A 15,572-nucleotide genomic window follows, 5' to 3' on the forward strand; every position below is an offset into this window, starting at 1 on the left:
TGAAATTCGCTGCGGGTAAGGCTCTCTGGATTTAGTCTCGACAAACGCCTTTCGTCAAGTACTGCGTGTTCTACTTTGGCAAGCGTGTTGGAGTAACGAGAAGTGGATGAATTGCTGCCAATCTGCTCAGCGACCCTGTTGAGCCTTTGCTGTTTGGGGAGATTCGAGAGCTGTTGCGGTCTTTGTCTGTGAGAGGCGCTTGAAGGATTTGTAGATGAAGGAGCCGAGGTACCAGCCGTCGATGTACTTGTAGGGAGTTTCGCCGGTGGTGTAGTGGCCGCAGGGGAGAACCTTGGAGACGTAGTCGATGTTGAGGGCGTTGAAGTTTTTGAGGACGTCTAACGAGTACTTCAACGGGAAGGTGAGGTCGTAGGTGGCGTGGACTACGAGGACTCGCTTGGGGGTTGCAGCGAAGCGATCCATGTAGGACATGGGGCTGACGATGGAGAAGATCTCGCGGACCTGGTCCTGGGTGAGGCCGGTCCGCTCGAAGGCGGCGCGGATGTGGCGGGTGCTTTGGCCGGCCCAGACGACGTCTCCGAACCAGGTGGAGGCGTGGTTGAAGGCGCAGACCTGGAGGCGCTGGTCGAAGGCGGCGGCGATGAAGGCGTAGCAGCTGCCGAGGCTGGTGCCGAGGACGCCGAAGTGCTCGTAGCCCTGGGATTCGAGCCAATCGATGCAGCTGCGGATGTCGACGACGGCCTGACGGCAGGCCTCGGTGGTGCGGCCTACGTTGGAGCTGACGGCGTAGTCGGAGCGCTCGAGTTCGGCGGGACGGCGGACGTCGTGATAGGGCTTGGAGAGGCGCAAGCAGGAGATGCCGAAGCTGTTGAAGAGGGTGCAGAGGGCGTTGTGGGAGAAGGCGTCGGCGTTCCACTGGGGCATGACGATCATCGCCTGTTTGGGCTTGCCCTTTTGCGTGTGCGGATGCGCCGGGTACCAGCGGGCGTTGACCTGATCGTTTTCGGGGTAAAGGCTGCGGATGGGCGAGGTGAAGCGGAGGAAGTCGGCCTCTTCGATCTCGCCGGTTTCGGCCTGGCGGCGGAGTTCGGCGTCCTCTTCGAGGGTTTCGGGGCGGACGTTGGTGGGGTAGAGCTGGGGGTGGCGGCGCTCGAGGCGGAAGTCGGTGGGGGTTTCGTAGCCGAAGAACTCGTCGGCGCGGGCGACGATGTCGCGGTTGACGGCGGTCATGCGGGCGAAGTCGTCTGCGACGGGCGTGTCGGTGAGGGGAGTGGTATCAAGGTGCGGGTTGGCGAGGTGCGGGTTGGCTGCACGGGCTAAGGGGCTGAAGTCCTCGAGCCAGTCGAAGCCCCACTCGAGGGGGCGGACGATGCGGTTGGTGTCGCGGGTGGTGAGGGCTGTCTCCCAGGAGTACATCCACTTTGCATAAAGCCTTGAGAGCATTTGTTAAGTTTATCAAGGTATGGAGCTACTTCCCAGAAGGCGACTTATGGTTGCTGACCATGGGGACTGACCCTGAACTTCGCGAGGCCCAGTACAGAACATCGGAGATCGGTATGGCCAGCTCTTCGATCCAGCCTGCCAGAATGCGTTCGAAGTGCTTCTGCCACAGCGCGAGCCCGTGGTTGTACCGGGTCGGCAGATCGCTCATGTCGAGGGAGATGTGAGCGAACCCCGCGGTCTGCATCGCCTTGCCCTCCGCGAGGAAGCGATCCGCGATCCCGCGCTGATCGAGAACCTCGATGGTGCGAGCGTGCAGGCCACCCGCACGCGAGCCGACTAACTCCGAGTTGGTGCGCCGTTCGACAATAGCGACGTCAACACCCGCCAATGCCAACTCGCCCGCCAACATCATCCCCGTCGGACCCCCTCCGGCAATCACCACCTCATGTTTCATCCCAAGACCCCTTGGCTGCGGTATCTATCTTCAACAAACGTCTGCTGAACCTACCGCATCTTGGAGCGAAATACAGTCTGTTTTATGTTGTTCCGAGTTGCTATCCTAGAAGCAGAGAGGATGAGGATCGCACTCGCGATTCGGCTCGAAATGGAGCGCCCTCTTTCCGCTCTCCGAGGCATCCCCTGGATAACCAGGCAAACCACGCTGCGTCCGCCGTCGCACCCGACGAGATATTGGGCCCGCAGCAACTGACCGTCTGCTATCGCGGGCGCGAGGTGACGGGCTTCGCGCAGGATCCGACCGGCGTCGACGTCGCGTTGGCAGGTTCGTAAAGCAGCCGGCATCGCATTCCCTGGTTGGGATCCGACGATCAGCCACCTGCTCGCCGAGGTCGAGTTGGCCGAGGAGCCGGAATGGGGCGTACGGTACGACGCCGTTGGTCTGCACGCGCTGAGCAAGCTGGATGAGGCGGGTCTGGTGAGAGCTTTCGTGACTGAGAGAGAACTGGGCGGCACCAGCGAGCCGACCCTTCGCGATCTCAGCGAAGGACTCATCAGGGTGTATGGGACGGACTACGGGGTTCACAGTCCGGTCTGGATCACACGGTTCACCGACGCGGCGCGTCAGGCAGAGACGTACCGCAAGGGGCGGGTGCTACTGGCGGGCGACGCCGCGCACGTGCATTACCCGGCTGGCGGACAGGGCCTCAATGTCGGCGTTCAGGATGCTGTGAACCTGGGATGGAAGCTGGCACAGGTGATTCAGGCGATGTCGCCGGAGTGGCTGTTAGATACCTACGAGGCCGAGCGCCACCCGGTGGGTGCCAAGGTTCTGCAGAACTCGCTGGCGCAGGTCGCCCTTATGCGCCGGGATGACCGCTCGCAGGCTGCATGGAAGGCCGTTTCCGAGTTGCTCAAGATGGACGAGCCGCGCAAGCGGTACGCTGCCATGATGACAGGCCTGGATATTCGGTACGACTTTGGGGAGGGACACCCGTTGCTCGGACGCCACATGCCCGATCTCGACCTGGTGACCGCCAAGGGCCCGCAGCGCGTCTTCGCCCTACTGCACGATGCTCGACCCTTGCTGCTCAACCTTGGTGAATCTGGCGGCTTCGACATCGCTCCATGGGCAGATCGCGTTTCATTGATCGACGCCCTGTTCGCTGGTCCGTGGGAGCTTCCTGCGATCGGGGCGGTCACGGCCCCTACCGCTGTCCTGGTTCGGCCCGACGGATATGTGGCCTGGGTGGGAGACGTAACGCAGGTGGGTCTGGCTGACGCGCTGACTACCTGGTTCGGATCGCCTGCTACTGAGTAGCGTACGGCTTCCAAGATTCTTTTGTCGGGAGTTCTTTGTGATTGGGTCGGCGTGATGATGGACTAACCCTTCTGGTGTGCCCGGCGGCGGCGGGGGTTCAATACTTACGATGTGGATATGGCTTCGGTCGCGAAGTGGTCCGGCGTCCTGAGACAGCTGAGGGTAGACCCGGAGCAGGGTGCGTCCAGCGGCTCCTTCAGCATCGAGCTGATTCAGATTCTGCGACGGTAGCGGCGAGGAGACATCGAGAGAAATTACAGACAATTCATCAGCACACTGCACGACATTCGTTTGGCTGCTGTGTTTTTTTGTAGAGAGGGTCGATGGTTGTCTCTTGGGAAAAGAGTCGCTGCAAGAAAGACCTGATGATCCTCACGAAATCCAATCCAAGGATATCTATGCTCCTCCGAATGCGGTTCTTCACTTTTGCCTTGTTAGTAAGCCTGTTTAGTCTGTCCTTGGCAGGTCTCTCGTCCAGGGAGCTAGCTGCCCAAACGCTCTCGGCGGTCTGCCAGCCGAAGGTGACCGGGCAGGTGGTGGTCGCCACGCCGGCGGAACGTCTCGCGGCCGGGCGAAAGGCACAACCGCCGATCACGGACATCTACAACGGTTTTGCATGGCCCGATACGCCGCTGGGCGTGATCAAGACCGATACCGGCTACGAGTTCTTTGCCAGCGATGGGGGATATCATGCGCGTCAGATGTGGCAGGGGAAGTGGGTCGGCAACAATAAGGCAGGGTCGGTGGTTACGACGGTGGGCACGCTCGACAAGCCGCTTGGCTCGGGCGATCCGCTGGATGTCGGCGTCTCGCCCAATCCCAACTCCGCGGTGAACCCGAACTATTCGAGCTATGGCTACATTGGGGGAGGCCCGGTCTATCAGGTGCCTTCGGAGCTGGCTGGGCCGGGACATCTTTTAGCGACGTACCACGCGGAGTTACCCAAAGATGCGTTGTACGCTGCGCTGGGACTCGCGGCGTCCTCTGATAATGGGCAGCACTGGACCGACCTTGGCGAGATCATCCGGTTGAACCAGGCTTACGCGGTTGGGCTTGACGGCTATGAGATCGGCGACGGGCCGCTGGTGCTCTCGCCGGATGGCAAGTACTTTTACTTGTACTTTCCGGACTGGCTGGCCAATGGCTCGCTGCACGTTACCAATGCTGGCGGGGCGTCGACGACGACGAATGTCTCGGTGGCGCGTGCCCCGGTGGCTGCGGTGCTGGCTGCTGCCTTCGGAACGGCGCGTTCGCCGGTGCAGCCGGAGTTGAGCTCGGCGACCGAACTGGCGCATCCGCATACGGTTGCCTTTGAGAAGTTCTATGAGGGGCAGTGGGATCTGCAGCCGGCGATTGGAGGAGCGTCGACGGACCTGATTCCAAGCTCCGCCTATCAGGGATATCTGGATATCCACTACAACAGCGAGCTGAAGCGCTATGTGATGCTGATCTCCAACGACACGCAGTTTGGATACGCGGAATCTGTCGATGCTTTGCATTGGACCGTTCCTACGTTGCTTGGCGTGTATGGCCCGATTGCGGCTTATCCGACTGCGGTTGGATTTGGGCGACGATCCGCACATTCTGGGCAAGCAGTTTTACGTCTACTTCACGCATCTGCTGACCGATGGTTCGGGGTGGTCGGAGGGCTCGCTGCAGCGGCTTACGCTGACCTGCCCGTAGACACATCAGTACATCCACTTTGCGTGTTTATCAAGCTAATCCTGTTTGGTCGCTATAAGCCGACTTGCCGCTACTAATCGACCGTAGCTTCTGTCACATGCAACTTCCGAGTTGCCGACCAACCGGAGCTATCGGTTGGCCGGCTTCGGGTTATCTACTGCGTCGCATTGCGCCCGACCTCAACGATCATGAAGCTCCCGGGCTTCGCCTTCGGACGCCCCGAAGCCGCTCCAGGCTTGAGCTCTTCAAACTCCATCGTTGGGAGATAAATCTTGTGGCTGGTCGGATCGATGGCCAGCGTCTTCGCTCCGTAGGAAGTCTTCACGATTTGCTCGACCTCAAATTTTCCCGATCTCTCTCCAGCGACCACCAGGGAGCCGTCGCGGCAGCTTGCGAACGCCTGCCCCGCTTCGAACGCAGTCGCGTCGACGCCCGCTCCGATGGGCAGATCTGAGAGAACCTTGCCGTCTTCAGTGCTCATGACGATCATCTTCTGCGGCTTGCGGCAGCCAATAAACAAGCGGTGGGTCTTCTTGTCCAACGCCATGCCCACGGGGTGGCCGCCGGGGGTAACGGGCCAGCGCGCGATGACCTTCTTTGTCTGCAGGTCAACCTCTGCGACGACGTCCTTGTCCTCCAGATTGATGTAGATCTTTCCGGTTCCATCGGAGGCGAGAAACTCGGGCGCTCCGCCCAGTTCGATCTGTGGATCAATTTTGCCGCTCTTCGGATCGATATCCGGTTTGAACGACATCAGCACGCCCTTGTCCCCCGAGACAGCCAGGATGCGCCCGAGTGCAGCGTCATAAATAATGCCGTCGGAATCGGGCACCGTGGCCAGCGTGCCGAGCACGGCATAGGTCTTCAGATCGAAGATCACGATAGCACCCTCTCCGCCGCCGTCCGTGATGAACCCGCGCCCCAGCGAAGGGACAATCGCCACGCCATGCGCATTTTTCTGCCCTGGAATATCGCCCAGCACCTTGCCTGAGTCTGCATCAATCACCATCGTGTGGGTACCGCGGGGGACAAACAAGCGGTGTGTCTGGGGATCAACCGTGAGATAGTCCATTGAGCCCTCTCCGCCGATGTGCCATGTTTTTGTCACGTCCCACTTTGTCTGGGCCATGGCGGGCAGGAGACCGGCGGGCAGCAGCATCGCCATTGACATTACAACCATTCGCATCGTTCGCATCTATATATCTCCATCTCCGGGCTGGATTCGATGCACTGAAGGAATAACCAAATGCATTGGATCTACAGCATGAAGAAGGTAGCATTGCATGCTTAATTTTCGCTGAATGTGTCCTTCACTTGTCTCTCTGAAGTGGGCGAACCTTCTGGTCGTATCCGGAGTCGGCGGGGTTCCATACTTACGATGTGGATATGGCTTCGGTCGCGAAGTGGTCCGGCGTCCTGAGGCAGCTGAGGGTAGACCCGGAGCAGGGTGCGCCGAGTGGCTCTTTCAGCATTGAGCTGTTCAGATTCTGCAACGGTAGCGGCTTTGCTCCATGCCTTAGTCTGGTTGTCCCTTATCCGATTCATCGGACTCATCTGATTCATTTAGGATCTCAGCCAATCGATCGAGCTTGAGATCCCATTCGGGACGGCGAGCGCGGAGCCACTGTTCGGCAGCGTGCAGGCCCGCGGCCTCGACACGGCAGCTGCGCACGCGGCCAAGTTTCTCGGTCTTTACGAGGCCTGCTTCTTCCAACACCTGCAGATGCTGCACTATGGCGGCGAGCGACATGTTGAAGGGCTCGGCCAGCAGCGACACCGACATGGGGCCGGGGCTCAAGCGCTCCAGCATCGCACGCCGCGTCGCGTCGCCAAGCGCCTGGAAGACGCGGTCGATATTGTGTTCCTTCCGATTCATCTTCCGCGCCCTGGTTCCTCTCACTGCCGGCTCGTCCTCAGGTTTCAAGCTGACTCGCCAAGCTCTTTCACCAGCTTATCCAGCAATGACTCCCATCCGCCCTTGCGCATCTCTGGGCCGTCAGCTCCTTCGAAGTAGGCACCCTGATGAGTGAATACGAGATCAGTGCCCGAGCCAGCCGGCACTAACTCGATGGTAGCCAGGGACGCGGAGAACGGCTTGCCGTCAAAGCTCATCCGGTAAGCTGTCACGATTCGCCGCGCAGGGACGATGTCCTCATAGACGGTTTCGTTGACCAGGGTCTTGCCGGAGACTGGGGTGCCCGGCTCCATTTTCTTCTGCGTGCGCTCCCTGCCTCCCACTTTAAAGTCGAGCTCGTAGTGCTCGACCGCGTGAGGGCTCCCGCCAAAGAACCAGCGGCGTTTGATCGCCTCGTCGGCAAATGCTGCAAAGACTCGCTCCGGGGAGGCCTTCAGCTTCCGTTCGATTTGAAATGTGTTGTGAATGACTGTTGAGTCTTCCATGAGTTCCACCTCGGGAAAGAGAATAGTTAAGTTACAGCTTTACTATTGAATAGTGATCGCCTAATTGTCAAGTATAAACTTAAGTATTTGAGAACGCTATGATTCGTGGGATTAGGTAGAGCGTTGACACGGTCTGGGAGTGGCACGAAGGTGGTATTTCGTTAATTCTTCGCTTGTGGTTGCTTTTGTGGGCCGCGGGATGGTTTTTCCGCATCAGACGGTATGTTCTGCTCTGTTTCCGAAGAAATTACCCTTCGAATGCGAGAGTGGAAAATGTTTTCCTACATTTTGCGATCCTGGGCACTCGGCGGTATCGCAAAAGTGGTGATGAGATCTGGAAGCGGCGTTGAAAACAAATAAAGACGGGCGTTTCAGCGTCATTGGCAGGCCAAATGCAACTATGCAAGATGTAGCACACAATTCGCGGGAACAGCGGAACGTAGAGGAGAGTTATATGGCTGCAATTACGATTTACACATGCGTTTGCGGGGTCCAGAAGAAGACCAGCAATCATTGGGTTTTGGCCAAGGTTACGTCGCACGGGGTTACATTTATGCCGTGGGATGCGGAGTTGGCGCGGAGCCGGGATATCACGATACTTTGCGGCGAGGGTTGCGCAGCATCGATGCTGAGCCGTTCGCTGGGCGATTGGAAGAAGCCTGTAGTGGGCGTGACCAGTGTTGGTTCGGTGACCGATATCAGCGCGGTGATCAGCGCGGAAGAGTATGAGCTGGCGGTAGCTTAGGCTGGTTGTCCCCGGGAGCCGCAAGGGGCGCTCTGCGGGGATTTCGCGGTTGGTGTGTGTCCCGGTGATGGGAGACGGCTGATTGCGGTTGGGGGTTGGGTTTTTCTGATAACGACAACTGATGAAGATTTGAGTTCGCCCTACGCGGGCAGCGCCCACTTCGTGGGGTGTATACCGGCTTCGCCTCGTCCTCCCGTTGGTCGGCGGGTGACTTCTGCGTCACGAAGGCGGAGTGATGCTTTCGACAATGCTTTCGACGATGACGCCTTCGGTTTCGAAGTGCGTGACGCGGTGACTGGTGGTGTGGCCCATGTGGATCGCCTTCCTGAGAAGAGTGATGAGAGGCTTGGACGTTTCGGGGAACCAGCGGTCGGAGGACTGATCCCAGTCGACGGCGAGAAGGTAGGTGACGTCGCACTTTGGGCAGGTGAGGGGCGCTTCGAGCCAGTGCTGGAAGGAGCCGATGGTGAGCTTTCGGACGGGGTCAGTGCCGGAGCGGATGGCTGCTATGCGGAGGTTCATCGCTTGGGACAGGGTAACACTGGAGTTTGATACGGCCGGGGAGACGGGCAGCTGTTGGCTGGGGAGATGTACCTTTCCACCCATCGCAAAAACGCGATGGATGGGGCACCCGCTATGTTTCGAAGCAAGTAATGAATGTCATCAACTTTGGTGACACTTGTCTCGACGGATGATGGTTGAAAGGGCCGTGAGGGCGGTGGACGGTCGAGAGCCTCGGGATCCTTCGCTGCGCTCAGGATGACGGCAAGAACAGACAACTGCGTGCTGCGCGCGCGGCGCGATCTGCCATCGAGGCTGACGCGCCTGCGGCGCCTGGGTGCTTGCAGCCAAGCATCACAGCTCGGAGAAGATGAGACAGACGCGGCCTACGAGGTAGTCGGCCGGGGTTTCGTGTGAGGCTAGAGGCAGGAGCTGGACGGGGAAGTCGCGGGAGTAGGGGCGAAGGATGAGGCGGCCCTCGTCGAAGTCTACGAAACGCAGCAGGAGAGCAGCTCCGGTGCGGACGGCATACAGCGTGGGCTGGTGGGCGCGGTAGGGGGCGAGTGAGTTGTAGTGGCGATCGAGGACAGCGATGGCTCCGGGGGAGAGGAGTGGATCCATGGCGGCGGATTGTTGGGCGTCGGCGCGGATGGCGAGAAAGCGCTGCCAGTTGGCGTATTTGGTGGAGGGGCGGGCGCGGTTGTCCTGGAGGCGGGAGGCAGAGACCTGGATGGTTTCGATGATGGAGGCGGGAAGGATGCGTGCGTCGTCCATGGCGGCGGAGGGAGAGACGACGGGTATGGTCTCGATGGGATCGCTGTTTTCGGTGGCAGCGGGAGCGGAAGCGGAGGCGTTTAGGTCGAGGGGAAGGATGTGCTCGATGGAGAGCTTCTGCGAGGCGAGGACACGGTCGAGGCCTTCGAGGGAGAGAGCACGTTTACGGTTGAGGAAGTTGGAGATGTGGGCTTGCTGGAAACCGGCCTGTTGGGCGAGGCGGGTTCCGGTGAGGAGTCCTCGGTCGATGCGTCGAAGGAGTTCAAGGCGCAGGAGTTCGTGAAGGTCTTGAAAGTTCATAATGGAGGGTAACCCTCGGCGAACCATATCATTGGACAAGGCGAATATAAAGCGAAATATTCACTTGACGCAATAAGTTTCGACTTCAAACTACTGCTAACGAGGGATATACGCGAAGACATATCCTGAGGAAAAATCGCAATTGACAGTAGTTTTGTCAAAAGCTATAACCTTGACACTTCCCCAATACGGAACCGGAGTGGTAGAGCGGCTGATGACCCTTAGCTGGGGGCGGAGGAGCTGGACCGCGATCGGAGAGGTGTGGGTGGGGGGACAGGGTGATCGATTTTTCCCAAGGTACGACACTGAACTGAAGCAACACATAGATGAATGTTGTCGTTTGTCCGATGGAGCCAGGAGAGCGAAGCGGCGAAGCGAACGGCGTTCCATAGCAGCTTAGGCGAGCCCACTCGACCGTTGTAAAAAATTGAGGCTCGTCCGAGGGAGAAGTACGCCTTGAAAGGGAACAAAGTGAACTACTTGCGCATGGATTTGAAGGTATGTGAAGGGTGCGGGGCGCTTTGGCTTCGTACGGGCTCTGACGGTGTGTACTGCCGGGGATGTGCTGGGCGACTGGCAGAGTTTCCGGCTCCGCGAGGCAAGCATGCTGGAGGAAGAAAGCGTCGGCATGGGCGTAGCGGGGTGGTACGCAGTGTTGGCTGCACTGCGGCGGTTGCTGGAGGTGCGCGATGAGTGCAGCTCTGGTGATTTTGCCGGTGGTGTGGGCTACGGCTGCGCCTTCTCGTAAGAAGACGCTGCCGGAGGTTGTGGAACCGAAAAAGACGGCTCCGGAGCTGGCGTTCTACCGGAAGTATACGGAGGGGATGCTGCGACGGTATGTGAGGCTGTCGATGGAGGCGGGAAGGGCGCCATCGTTGCTGGGCCGCGAGATGTTTCGCGGGAAGGTGACGAGCTACCGAGTGCACAGCTTTGAGGATGTGGTGATCTTCGTGTGCGACGTGGAGACATGTCTCAAAAAGCTCGACGAAGGACAACAACATTTGATCCGACGGATCGCACTGCAGGAGTTTACGCAGGCGGAGACGGCGGGGCTGCTGGGGTTGAGCCTGAGGTCGGTGCACCGGCAGTATGCGGATGCGCTGGATGAGCTGACGGAGATCTTCCTGGAACGGAAACTTCTGGAGCCTGCGAAGGCTTGTCAAGAGGCTGGAACTATCCTGTAAGGCGTAAACAACTGTTTCAATTGCTGTTATTTCTGTCTTGAAGTTGGCGTATGAGTTATGCGCCAGATGCTACTCTGGTAATAGGTAAAAAATTGAGACGGGAGAGCGCCTGGCGGCTGCTCTCCCGTTTACTTTTCTGGCGAGTTGATCTGTACCGATTTGGGAGTGAGGAAAAAGTTGTCAAGAGGCAGAAAGTGACCTGGCGAGGGTAAGTCATTGTTTCGATGGTGATTATTTGTGCTGAAAAGTTGGCGTATTAGTTATGGTCCAACTGCTATTCTGGAAAGGTAGTAAAGAATTGAAACGGGAGAGGGCCTGAGGGCTGCTCTCCCGTTTGCTTTTGGGAGGAGACCCAAGTGGAACGGAAGCGGGTGGCGGGCAGGTTTGTGCGACAGGGGCTGGACGGGGATGGTGGAGTTCAGGGGGCGGGAGAGAAAGCGGCAGGGGCAGATGGAGCGGCGGTGAAGGGTCCGCGGCCGAAGTTCTGCAGAACGTTTACGCGGGCTCGGGTGGCGGAGGCGCTGCCGGAGATTGTGGAGCGATTTGTGGAGGAGGCCAAGAAGGGCAGCATTGCGCACGCAAAGATGCTGGCTAATCTGGGGGGCCTGGACAGGGGCGAGATACAGGAGACGACGAAGCGGCGCGGAAAGAGCGCTGTGCAGAAGCTGCTGGAGAAGATGACTCGCGAGCCGGAGAAGAAGTAGAGGGTTCCTGGGTGGTCGGGGTTGTTCCGTGGTGTATTTGTAACTGATCGCAATTCGGCGGAATTCATTTGTAACCGTTATTAGACCATTATGAATTTTGAGGTGCGGGATAACGTGGGGGCGTGTCTCTGCTGAGGGTGCTGGTTGAGAAAAAAGGCAGCCGTGCACTTTCGCGGGGCAAGGCAGCGGTGTGGTGGTTGCGCGAAGAAAAAATTTCAGGAGGTGCAATGGGACACTCGGAGGGGCTTCATCGGCGAAGTGCTGGGCTTGCTGGATGGTCGGAGCTTGCAGGCAGACGGGATGGTTTGCAGGGTGCGGCGGGCCTGGAGATGCGGGCGATGGCGGTGGAGTTTCCGGTAGTGCACGGACATCCGAACCGTTTGCCGTTTGAAGGGGTGTTGACGCTGGTGGATGTGGCGAGCGATAAGGCACCCAGTGGTGCGAAGGGGCACCGGGTGGTGCTGACGCATGCGGCTGCGGAGGCTGCGCTGCCGAGTCTGCTGGGAATGGCTGTCGACTACAAGGCGGGGTGGGATGGACATGATGCGCGGCAGAAGTGCGGCATCATTACAGCCGCTGAGTTGGATGGACAGAAGCTGATGGTTGCGGGCTACTTGTTTGCGCGGGACTTTCCGGAGATGGAGGCGAAGATCCAGGGGAGCGGGCTCGCGTCGAACCTGATGGGGATGAGCTATGAGCTGGCGGATGCGCATGTGGCGGATATGCGGGCGCAGGTTTGGACTCTGACTCGCGCGACCTTTACCGGGGCAGCGATTCTGCTGCGGGAGAAGGCGGCTTACCGGAGTACGAGCTTTCGGGTGAAGCGGCCGGCTTCGGCTGGACGACGGGTGGCTGTAGCTCGGTAGTTTATCAAGCAAAGACAAGTGCGTGCTGCGCGCACGGCGCGATCTGCCATCGAGGCAGACCGCCTTCGGCGCCTAAACGAATGGGGGAACGATGAGTTTTGTTAGCGTGATGGAGACGATTGGGAAGGGCTTTGCGAAGGGGCTGAAGTGGGCGGTGGAGTATGCGGTTCCAGTAGAGAAGCTGGTTGGGCTTCTGTTTCCGGTTGCGGCTCCGATTGCGAATGAGGTGGCTGATGCTACTTCGCTGATCCAGACGGCGGTGCTGCTGGTGGAGCAGAAGTATGCGGCCTCCGGCGCGCAGAGCGGCACGGGGGCGCAGAAGCTTTCGGAGGTTCTTCTGCTGACCGAACAGTCGGTAACTGCGCTGCTGGCAAAGGCTGGCATCACGGCCGATAGCACCTATATCGCGAATGTGGTCTCTGCAGTAGTGGCGATTCTGAACGTGCAGAATGGCCAGACGACGGTTGCGGCCTAAGACGAGATTCAGTGGGTGGACTGATTAACCGAAGAGAAAGGCGAAAGAGCATGGAGATGGACCTGGAGATGAAGGACGAGCTGGGAAGCACGGTGGAACGTCTGGCTGCGGCGGCTGGTTTGCTGGAACAGGCGGTCGAGAGGCTGGCACAGCGGCAGAACAACTTTGCCGTGGATGCCGAGGCTTCGATTGGCCGGATCGTGGCAACTGTCGAGAGGCAGCGTGAGGCAGAGCTGGAGGAGAAGTTGGCTGCTGCGGAGGCTCAGATTGCTGAGCTGAAGGCCGCCGCTGCTTCTGTGCCTGCTGAGGTTACACATGGACGGAAGACTCTTCCTGTGTCCATGGTAAACCTACTGGCGAAGCAGGGAGTAACTGTGGATGCGATGGAGGCCGGAGCTGTCGATGCTGCGCTGGTGAGTTTGAGCGTGGAGCAGCGGATTGCGGTGAAGGCTCAGTTGATGCGGTCTGGCTTGCTGGCTTAGATCAACAGCAAATGCGTGCTGCGCGCACGGCGCGATCTGCCATCGAGGCTGACGCGCTACGCGCCAGTTATGGGGTCTATAGATGGCGTGGCTTTGGCTGCGCCTTTTTGTTTTGAAAGGGAGAAAGATGAACGCGAAGTTTACCGATATTCACGGCGCTGCGGATTACATTGGACCTGGCGCGATTGAAGTTCCGCTGTATCAGACAGAGATTCTGGACCTGGTCCAGCGGCGTGGGATCTTTGGCCGCCGAATCAAGCAGGTTCCTGCAACCGGCCATCCTTCACGCTACTTTGAAGAGACTGCGATTCCGTCACCTTCGGCTTCGGCTGGATTCGTCGATCCGCGCAATATCGTTGCGCCGCTGGTGAGCCCTACTCGCGTGGAGCGCAGTGTTCCACTGAAGGCCCTGGTGGCACAGATCAACTACAACCTGTTCGATATCGAGCTTGGCCAGCAGCAGAGCCAGTTTGCTTATCTGCAGGCGAAGGACCTTGCCGATACCGTTGACGGCGTTCTGCGCACGCATGATGTTGCATTGTGGAACGGCAGCGATACCAGCCTGAGTTCGCCTACGACTGCGCAGTACTTTGGCGCGGGCGCGCAGATTGCTGCGGGCGGCAACACGGTTTCGATCGGCACCAACCAGAGCATCGTCGATGGTTTCAAGTCGACGATTGCCCAGATGGTTTCGAACAGCTCGTTTGGCGTTCGTCCTACTGCGATCTATGCCAACCCTGTGCTGCTCGATCTGATCGATCGCGAGATGAAGTCGGAGTTCAACGTGGTTCTACAGAGCAAGGAGATCGCTGCTGGTTTTAGCGTAAAGACGCTTTCGACACAGGCCGGCGATATTCCGCTGATTCCTGAGTGGACGCTGAGCTACACCGGTACTCCTGGCTCCGGTTCGGCTGTGCTTCCGGCTTACATCGTGACTGAGGACTTGATCGAATACCACTGGTTGAGCGATCCGAATCCTCGCATCTTCCAACTCGGCGTTCCCGGCTCGCTGGCTTCGCAGTATGTGGTTGTGAAGTTTGGCGGCGTTGTGGTGAAGGGTGCCAATTATGCGCACTATCAGGTTCTGGTTGACCGCTAGAGCTTTAGAGCTTCCTGTTTTAGCTGGTTTTGATTGATAACTGCGGGGGACCGGTGCTATTTGTGCCGGTCCCTGTTGCTTTTTTGAGAGAGGGATGCGATGGGCTATTTGTTGCCGACGGAGTATGTGCAGTATGGACTGACGGCAGAGACTACGGATGACTGGGTGACTATGGCTTCGGCACTGATGGAGTCTTATTGCCGGCGGCCGAGTCTGCTGGTAACGCAGTATGTGGAGCGAATGCGGTTAACTGCGGGCGCGCAGACGGTGCGGCTGAGCTATCGTCCGCTCGCTGCTGCAGCAGGGGCTGCTTCGGCGCTGGTTGGAGTGCGGGTCCGGTTTGCGAGGCCACGCAGGGGTGAGTTGCCCGATCCATTTCACGAGCAGATTGCGTGGGCGTTCAGCGTGCCGGGAAGCTGGAGTGCGCTGGATGTGGCGACGGTCGATGTGGATGCGACGACGGCCGAGCTTACGTTTCCCGGGAACTTTCTGGGGATCGACTACAACGAGGTTGAGGTTACCTACACTTCGGGGCTGGTAACGGTGCCCGATGCGGTGAAGGTGGCTTGCGTGCAGATTGTGAAAAATGCGCAGGCGACACCGGGGACGAATGTGAAGCAGACCAAGATGGACACGATGTGGATGCAGTACTTCAGCAGCTCGCTGATCGACCCGCAGGTGCAGATGCTGCTGAAGCCCTATGTCGCAGAGAGGCTTGGGTGAGGTGATGGGAGAGCTGGGAGATGCATCGATAAGGGCGCAGCGGACGGCGGACGTGTTGTTGCGGAGTTGCGGCGGGCGCGCTGTTTTTCTACGGATGCCAGCACCGGCAAGTTCGGGTGACACAACCGAGCAGCTGGGATTGGCGGTGCCAACGTTTCAGGATGTTGCGCTGGAGCCGGTGGTGTTCCGGAAGGCCAGGGCCACGATGGCCAATGGTAAGGCGGCTAAGAGCGAGCTTGTGGTTTCGGCTACGGCTGTGAATTTGCTGGTGGGATCGATGGGATATTCGGCTGCGAATGTCTTGTTTGCTACAGCGTTCGGAGTGTTGATCGACGACGTGCTGATGGAGATTGAGTCGGCTTCGGAGTCGGAGGTGGGCGGCGTTACCTATGTTTATCGGCTTGTGCTGCGGGCCCCGTTGGCGTTGATGGTTTAGTGGCGGCTTAAATGTTACT

20 protein-coding genes are annotated in these 15,572 nt (G+C 58.9%); 13 read left to right on the forward strand and 7 right to left on the reverse strand.

Annotated features, from left to right (window positions below):
• Nucleotides 1-126 precede the first annotated feature (126 nt).
• Nucleotides 127-1,404: an alpha/beta hydrolase family protein gene (locus tag HDF08_RS18980; protein WP_179640243.1), complete on the reverse strand. Its 1,278-nt coding sequence runs from the start codon at nucleotides 1,402-1,404 to the stop codon at nucleotides 127-129.
• 25 nt (nucleotides 1,405-1,429) lie between these two features.
• Entirely contained in the window at nucleotides 1,430-1,858 is a 429-nt protein-coding gene (locus tag HDF08_RS18985; RefSeq protein ID WP_179640244.1) for an FAD-dependent monooxygenase, read from the reverse strand.
• A gap of 11 nt (nucleotides 1,859-1,869) precedes the next feature.
• Between HDF08_RS18985 and HDF08_RS21500 the strand changes: the two genes are divergently transcribed.
• The 3 genes from HDF08_RS21500 (at nucleotide 1,870) to HDF08_RS18995 (ending at nucleotide 4,941) form a co-directional block, all read left to right on the forward strand.
• Nucleotides 1,870-2,193 carry a hypothetical protein gene (locus HDF08_RS21500; RefSeq protein WP_218884869.1) on the forward strand — a complete coding sequence of 108 codons (324 nt, stop codon included), beginning with the start codon at nucleotides 1,870-1,872 and terminating at the stop codon, nucleotides 2,191-2,193.
• 46 nt (nucleotides 2,194-2,239) lie between these two features.
• Nucleotides 2,240-3,181: an FAD-dependent monooxygenase gene (locus HDF08_RS18990; RefSeq protein ID WP_257031321.1), complete on the forward strand. Its 942-nt coding sequence runs from the start codon at nucleotides 2,240-2,242 to the stop codon at nucleotides 3,179-3,181.
• Nucleotides 3,182-3,579: 398 nt separating this feature from the next.
• Nucleotides 3,580-4,941 (forward strand): hypothetical protein, encoded by a 1,362-nt coding sequence (locus tag HDF08_RS18995; protein WP_179640245.1) that lies wholly within the window; start codon nucleotides 3,580-3,582, stop codon nucleotides 4,939-4,941.
• A gap of 77 nt (nucleotides 4,942-5,018) precedes the next feature.
• On the opposite strand, the gene HDF08_RS19000 is transcribed toward HDF08_RS18995, so the two are convergent.
• From HDF08_RS19000 to HDF08_RS19010, 3 genes are all read right to left on the reverse strand, one after another.
• Nucleotides 5,019-6,059 (reverse strand): beta-propeller fold lactonase family protein, encoded by a 1,041-nt coding sequence (locus HDF08_RS19000; protein WP_179640246.1) that lies wholly within the window; start codon nucleotides 6,057-6,059, stop codon nucleotides 5,019-5,021.
• Between the two features lie 321 nt (nucleotides 6,060-6,380).
• Nucleotides 6,381-6,740 (reverse strand): ArsR/SmtB family transcription factor, encoded by a 360-nt coding sequence (locus tag HDF08_RS19005; RefSeq protein ID WP_179640247.1) that lies wholly within the window; start codon nucleotides 6,738-6,740, stop codon nucleotides 6,381-6,383.
• Between the two features lie 44 nt (nucleotides 6,741-6,784).
• Nucleotides 6,785-7,264, reverse strand: coding sequence for an SRPBCC family protein (locus HDF08_RS19010; RefSeq protein ID WP_179640248.1), 480 nt, complete (start codon nucleotides 7,262-7,264; stop codon nucleotides 6,785-6,787).
• A gap of 454 nt (nucleotides 7,265-7,718) precedes the next feature.
• On the opposite strand from HDF08_RS19010, the gene HDF08_RS19015 reads away from it, so the two are divergent.
• A complete protein-coding gene (locus HDF08_RS19015) occupies nucleotides 7,719-8,009 on the forward strand; it encodes a hypothetical protein (protein WP_179640249.1) in 291 nt (96 codons plus the stop codon).
• A gap of 219 nt (nucleotides 8,010-8,228) precedes the next feature.
• Here HDF08_RS19015 and HDF08_RS19020 read toward each other — a convergent pair whose 3' ends face one another.
• Nucleotides 8,229-8,531 (reverse strand): hypothetical protein, encoded by a 303-nt coding sequence (locus HDF08_RS19020; protein WP_179640250.1) that lies wholly within the window; start codon nucleotides 8,529-8,531, stop codon nucleotides 8,229-8,231.
• 333 nt (nucleotides 8,532-8,864) lie between these two features.
• A complete protein-coding gene (locus tag HDF08_RS19025) occupies nucleotides 8,865-9,584 on the reverse strand; it encodes a hypothetical protein (protein WP_179640251.1) in 720 nt (239 codons plus the stop codon).
• Between the two features lie 502 nt (nucleotides 9,585-10,086).
• Here HDF08_RS19025 and HDF08_RS19030 point away from each other — a divergent pair.
• The 9 genes from HDF08_RS19030 (at nucleotide 10,087) to HDF08_RS19070 (ending at nucleotide 15,553) form a co-directional block, all read left to right on the forward strand.
• Nucleotides 10,087-10,332: a hypothetical protein gene (locus HDF08_RS19030; RefSeq protein ID WP_179640252.1), complete on the forward strand. Its 246-nt coding sequence runs from the start codon at nucleotides 10,087-10,089 to the stop codon at nucleotides 10,330-10,332.
• Complete coding sequence (locus tag HDF08_RS19035) at nucleotides 10,274-10,768, forward strand: sigma-70 family RNA polymerase sigma factor (protein ID WP_179640253.1); 495 nt, start codon at nucleotides 10,274-10,276, stop codon at nucleotides 10,766-10,768. The genes HDF08_RS19030 and HDF08_RS19035 overlap by 59 nt, the downstream gene beginning before the upstream one ends.
• A gap of 356 nt (nucleotides 10,769-11,124) precedes the next feature.
• Complete coding sequence (locus tag HDF08_RS19040) at nucleotides 11,125-11,472, forward strand: hypothetical protein (protein ID WP_179640254.1); 348 nt, start codon at nucleotides 11,125-11,127, stop codon at nucleotides 11,470-11,472.
• A gap of 227 nt (nucleotides 11,473-11,699) precedes the next feature.
• Entirely contained in the window at nucleotides 11,700-12,338 is a 639-nt protein-coding gene (locus tag HDF08_RS19045) for a hypothetical protein (RefSeq protein WP_257031277.1), read from the forward strand.
• Nucleotides 12,339-12,429: 91 nt separating this feature from the next.
• The gene (locus tag HDF08_RS19050; protein ID WP_179640255.1) at nucleotides 12,430-12,813 is read left to right on the forward strand and encodes a hypothetical protein; all 384 of its coding nucleotides are present in this window, start codon (nucleotides 12,430-12,432) and stop codon (nucleotides 12,811-12,813) included.
• 50 nt (nucleotides 12,814-12,863) lie between these two features.
• Nucleotides 12,864-13,295, forward strand: coding sequence for a hypothetical protein (locus HDF08_RS19055; RefSeq protein ID WP_179640256.1), 432 nt, complete (start codon nucleotides 12,864-12,866; stop codon nucleotides 13,293-13,295).
• A gap of 127 nt (nucleotides 13,296-13,422) precedes the next feature.
• Nucleotides 13,423-14,394, forward strand: a complete 972-nt coding sequence (locus HDF08_RS19060; protein ID WP_179640257.1) for a hypothetical protein — start codon at nucleotides 13,423-13,425, stop codon at nucleotides 14,392-14,394.
• Between the two features lie 99 nt (nucleotides 14,395-14,493).
• Nucleotides 14,494-15,117, forward strand: a complete 624-nt coding sequence (locus HDF08_RS19065) for a hypothetical protein (RefSeq protein ID WP_179640258.1) — start codon at nucleotides 14,494-14,496, stop codon at nucleotides 15,115-15,117.
• Nucleotides 15,095-15,553, forward strand: a complete 459-nt coding sequence (locus HDF08_RS19070; protein ID WP_179640259.1) for a hypothetical protein — start codon at nucleotides 15,095-15,097, stop codon at nucleotides 15,551-15,553. The genes HDF08_RS19065 and HDF08_RS19070 overlap by 23 nt, the downstream gene beginning before the upstream one ends.
• The last annotated feature ends 19 nt before the right edge of the window (nucleotides 15,554-15,572 follow it).

This window comes from Tunturiibacter empetritectus (assembly GCF_013410875.1).
Taxonomy (GTDB): domain Bacteria; phylum Acidobacteriota; class Terriglobia; order Terriglobales; family Acidobacteriaceae; genus Edaphobacter; species Edaphobacter empetritectus.

Excerpts from the sequence above, each read along its gene's own strand:
- HDF08_RS19050 (WP_179640255.1), top strand. The coding sequence starts at position 12,430 with ATGAGTTTTGTTAGCGTGATGGAGACGATTGGGAAGGGCTTTGCGAAG.
- HDF08_RS19025 (WP_179640251.1), bottom strand. The coding sequence starts at position 9,584 with ATGAACTTTCAAGACCTTCACGAACTCCTGCGCCTTGAACTCCTTCGA.
- HDF08_RS19060 (WP_179640257.1), top strand. The coding sequence starts at position 13,423 with ATGAACGCGAAGTTTACCGATATTCACGGCGCTGCGGATTACATTGGA.
- HDF08_RS19010 (WP_179640248.1), bottom strand. The coding sequence starts at position 7,264 with ATGGAAGACTCAACAGTCATTCACAACACATTTCAAATCGAACGGAAG.
- HDF08_RS19045 (WP_257031277.1), top strand. The coding sequence starts at position 11,700 with ATGGGACACTCGGAGGGGCTTCATCGGCGAAGTGCTGGGCTTGCTGGA.
- HDF08_RS19055 (WP_179640256.1), top strand. The coding sequence starts at position 12,864 with ATGGAGATGGACCTGGAGATGAAGGACGAGCTGGGAAGCACGGTGGAA.
- HDF08_RS19065 (WP_179640258.1), top strand. The coding sequence starts at position 14,494 with ATGGGCTATTTGTTGCCGACGGAGTATGTGCAGTATGGACTGACGGCA.
- HDF08_RS19000 (WP_179640246.1), bottom strand. The coding sequence starts at position 6,059 with ATGCGAACGATGCGAATGGTTGTAATGTCAATGGCGATGCTGCTGCCC.
- HDF08_RS18980 (WP_179640243.1), bottom strand. The coding sequence starts at position 1,404 with ATGCTCTCAAGGCTTTATGCAAAGTGGATGTACTCCTGGGAGACAGCC.
- HDF08_RS19035 (WP_179640253.1), top strand. The coding sequence starts at position 10,274 with ATGAGTGCAGCTCTGGTGATTTTGCCGGTGGTGTGGGCTACGGCTGCG.
- HDF08_RS18995 (WP_179640245.1), top strand. The coding sequence starts at position 3,580 with ATGCTCCTCCGAATGCGGTTCTTCACTTTTGCCTTGTTAGTAAGCCTG.
- HDF08_RS19070 (WP_179640259.1), top strand. The coding sequence starts at position 15,095 with ATGTCGCAGAGAGGCTTGGGTGAGGTGATGGGAGAGCTGGGAGATGCA.
- HDF08_RS19020 (WP_179640250.1), bottom strand. The coding sequence starts at position 8,531 with ATGAACCTCCGCATAGCAGCCATCCGCTCCGGCACTGACCCCGTCCGA.
- HDF08_RS18985 (WP_179640244.1), bottom strand. The coding sequence starts at position 1,858 with ATGAAACATGAGGTGGTGATTGCCGGAGGGGGTCCGACGGGGATGATG.
- HDF08_RS19015 (WP_179640249.1), top strand. The coding sequence starts at position 7,719 with ATGGCTGCAATTACGATTTACACATGCGTTTGCGGGGTCCAGAAGAAG.
- HDF08_RS19005 (WP_179640247.1), bottom strand. The coding sequence starts at position 6,740 with ATGAATCGGAAGGAACACAATATCGACCGCGTCTTCCAGGCGCTTGGC.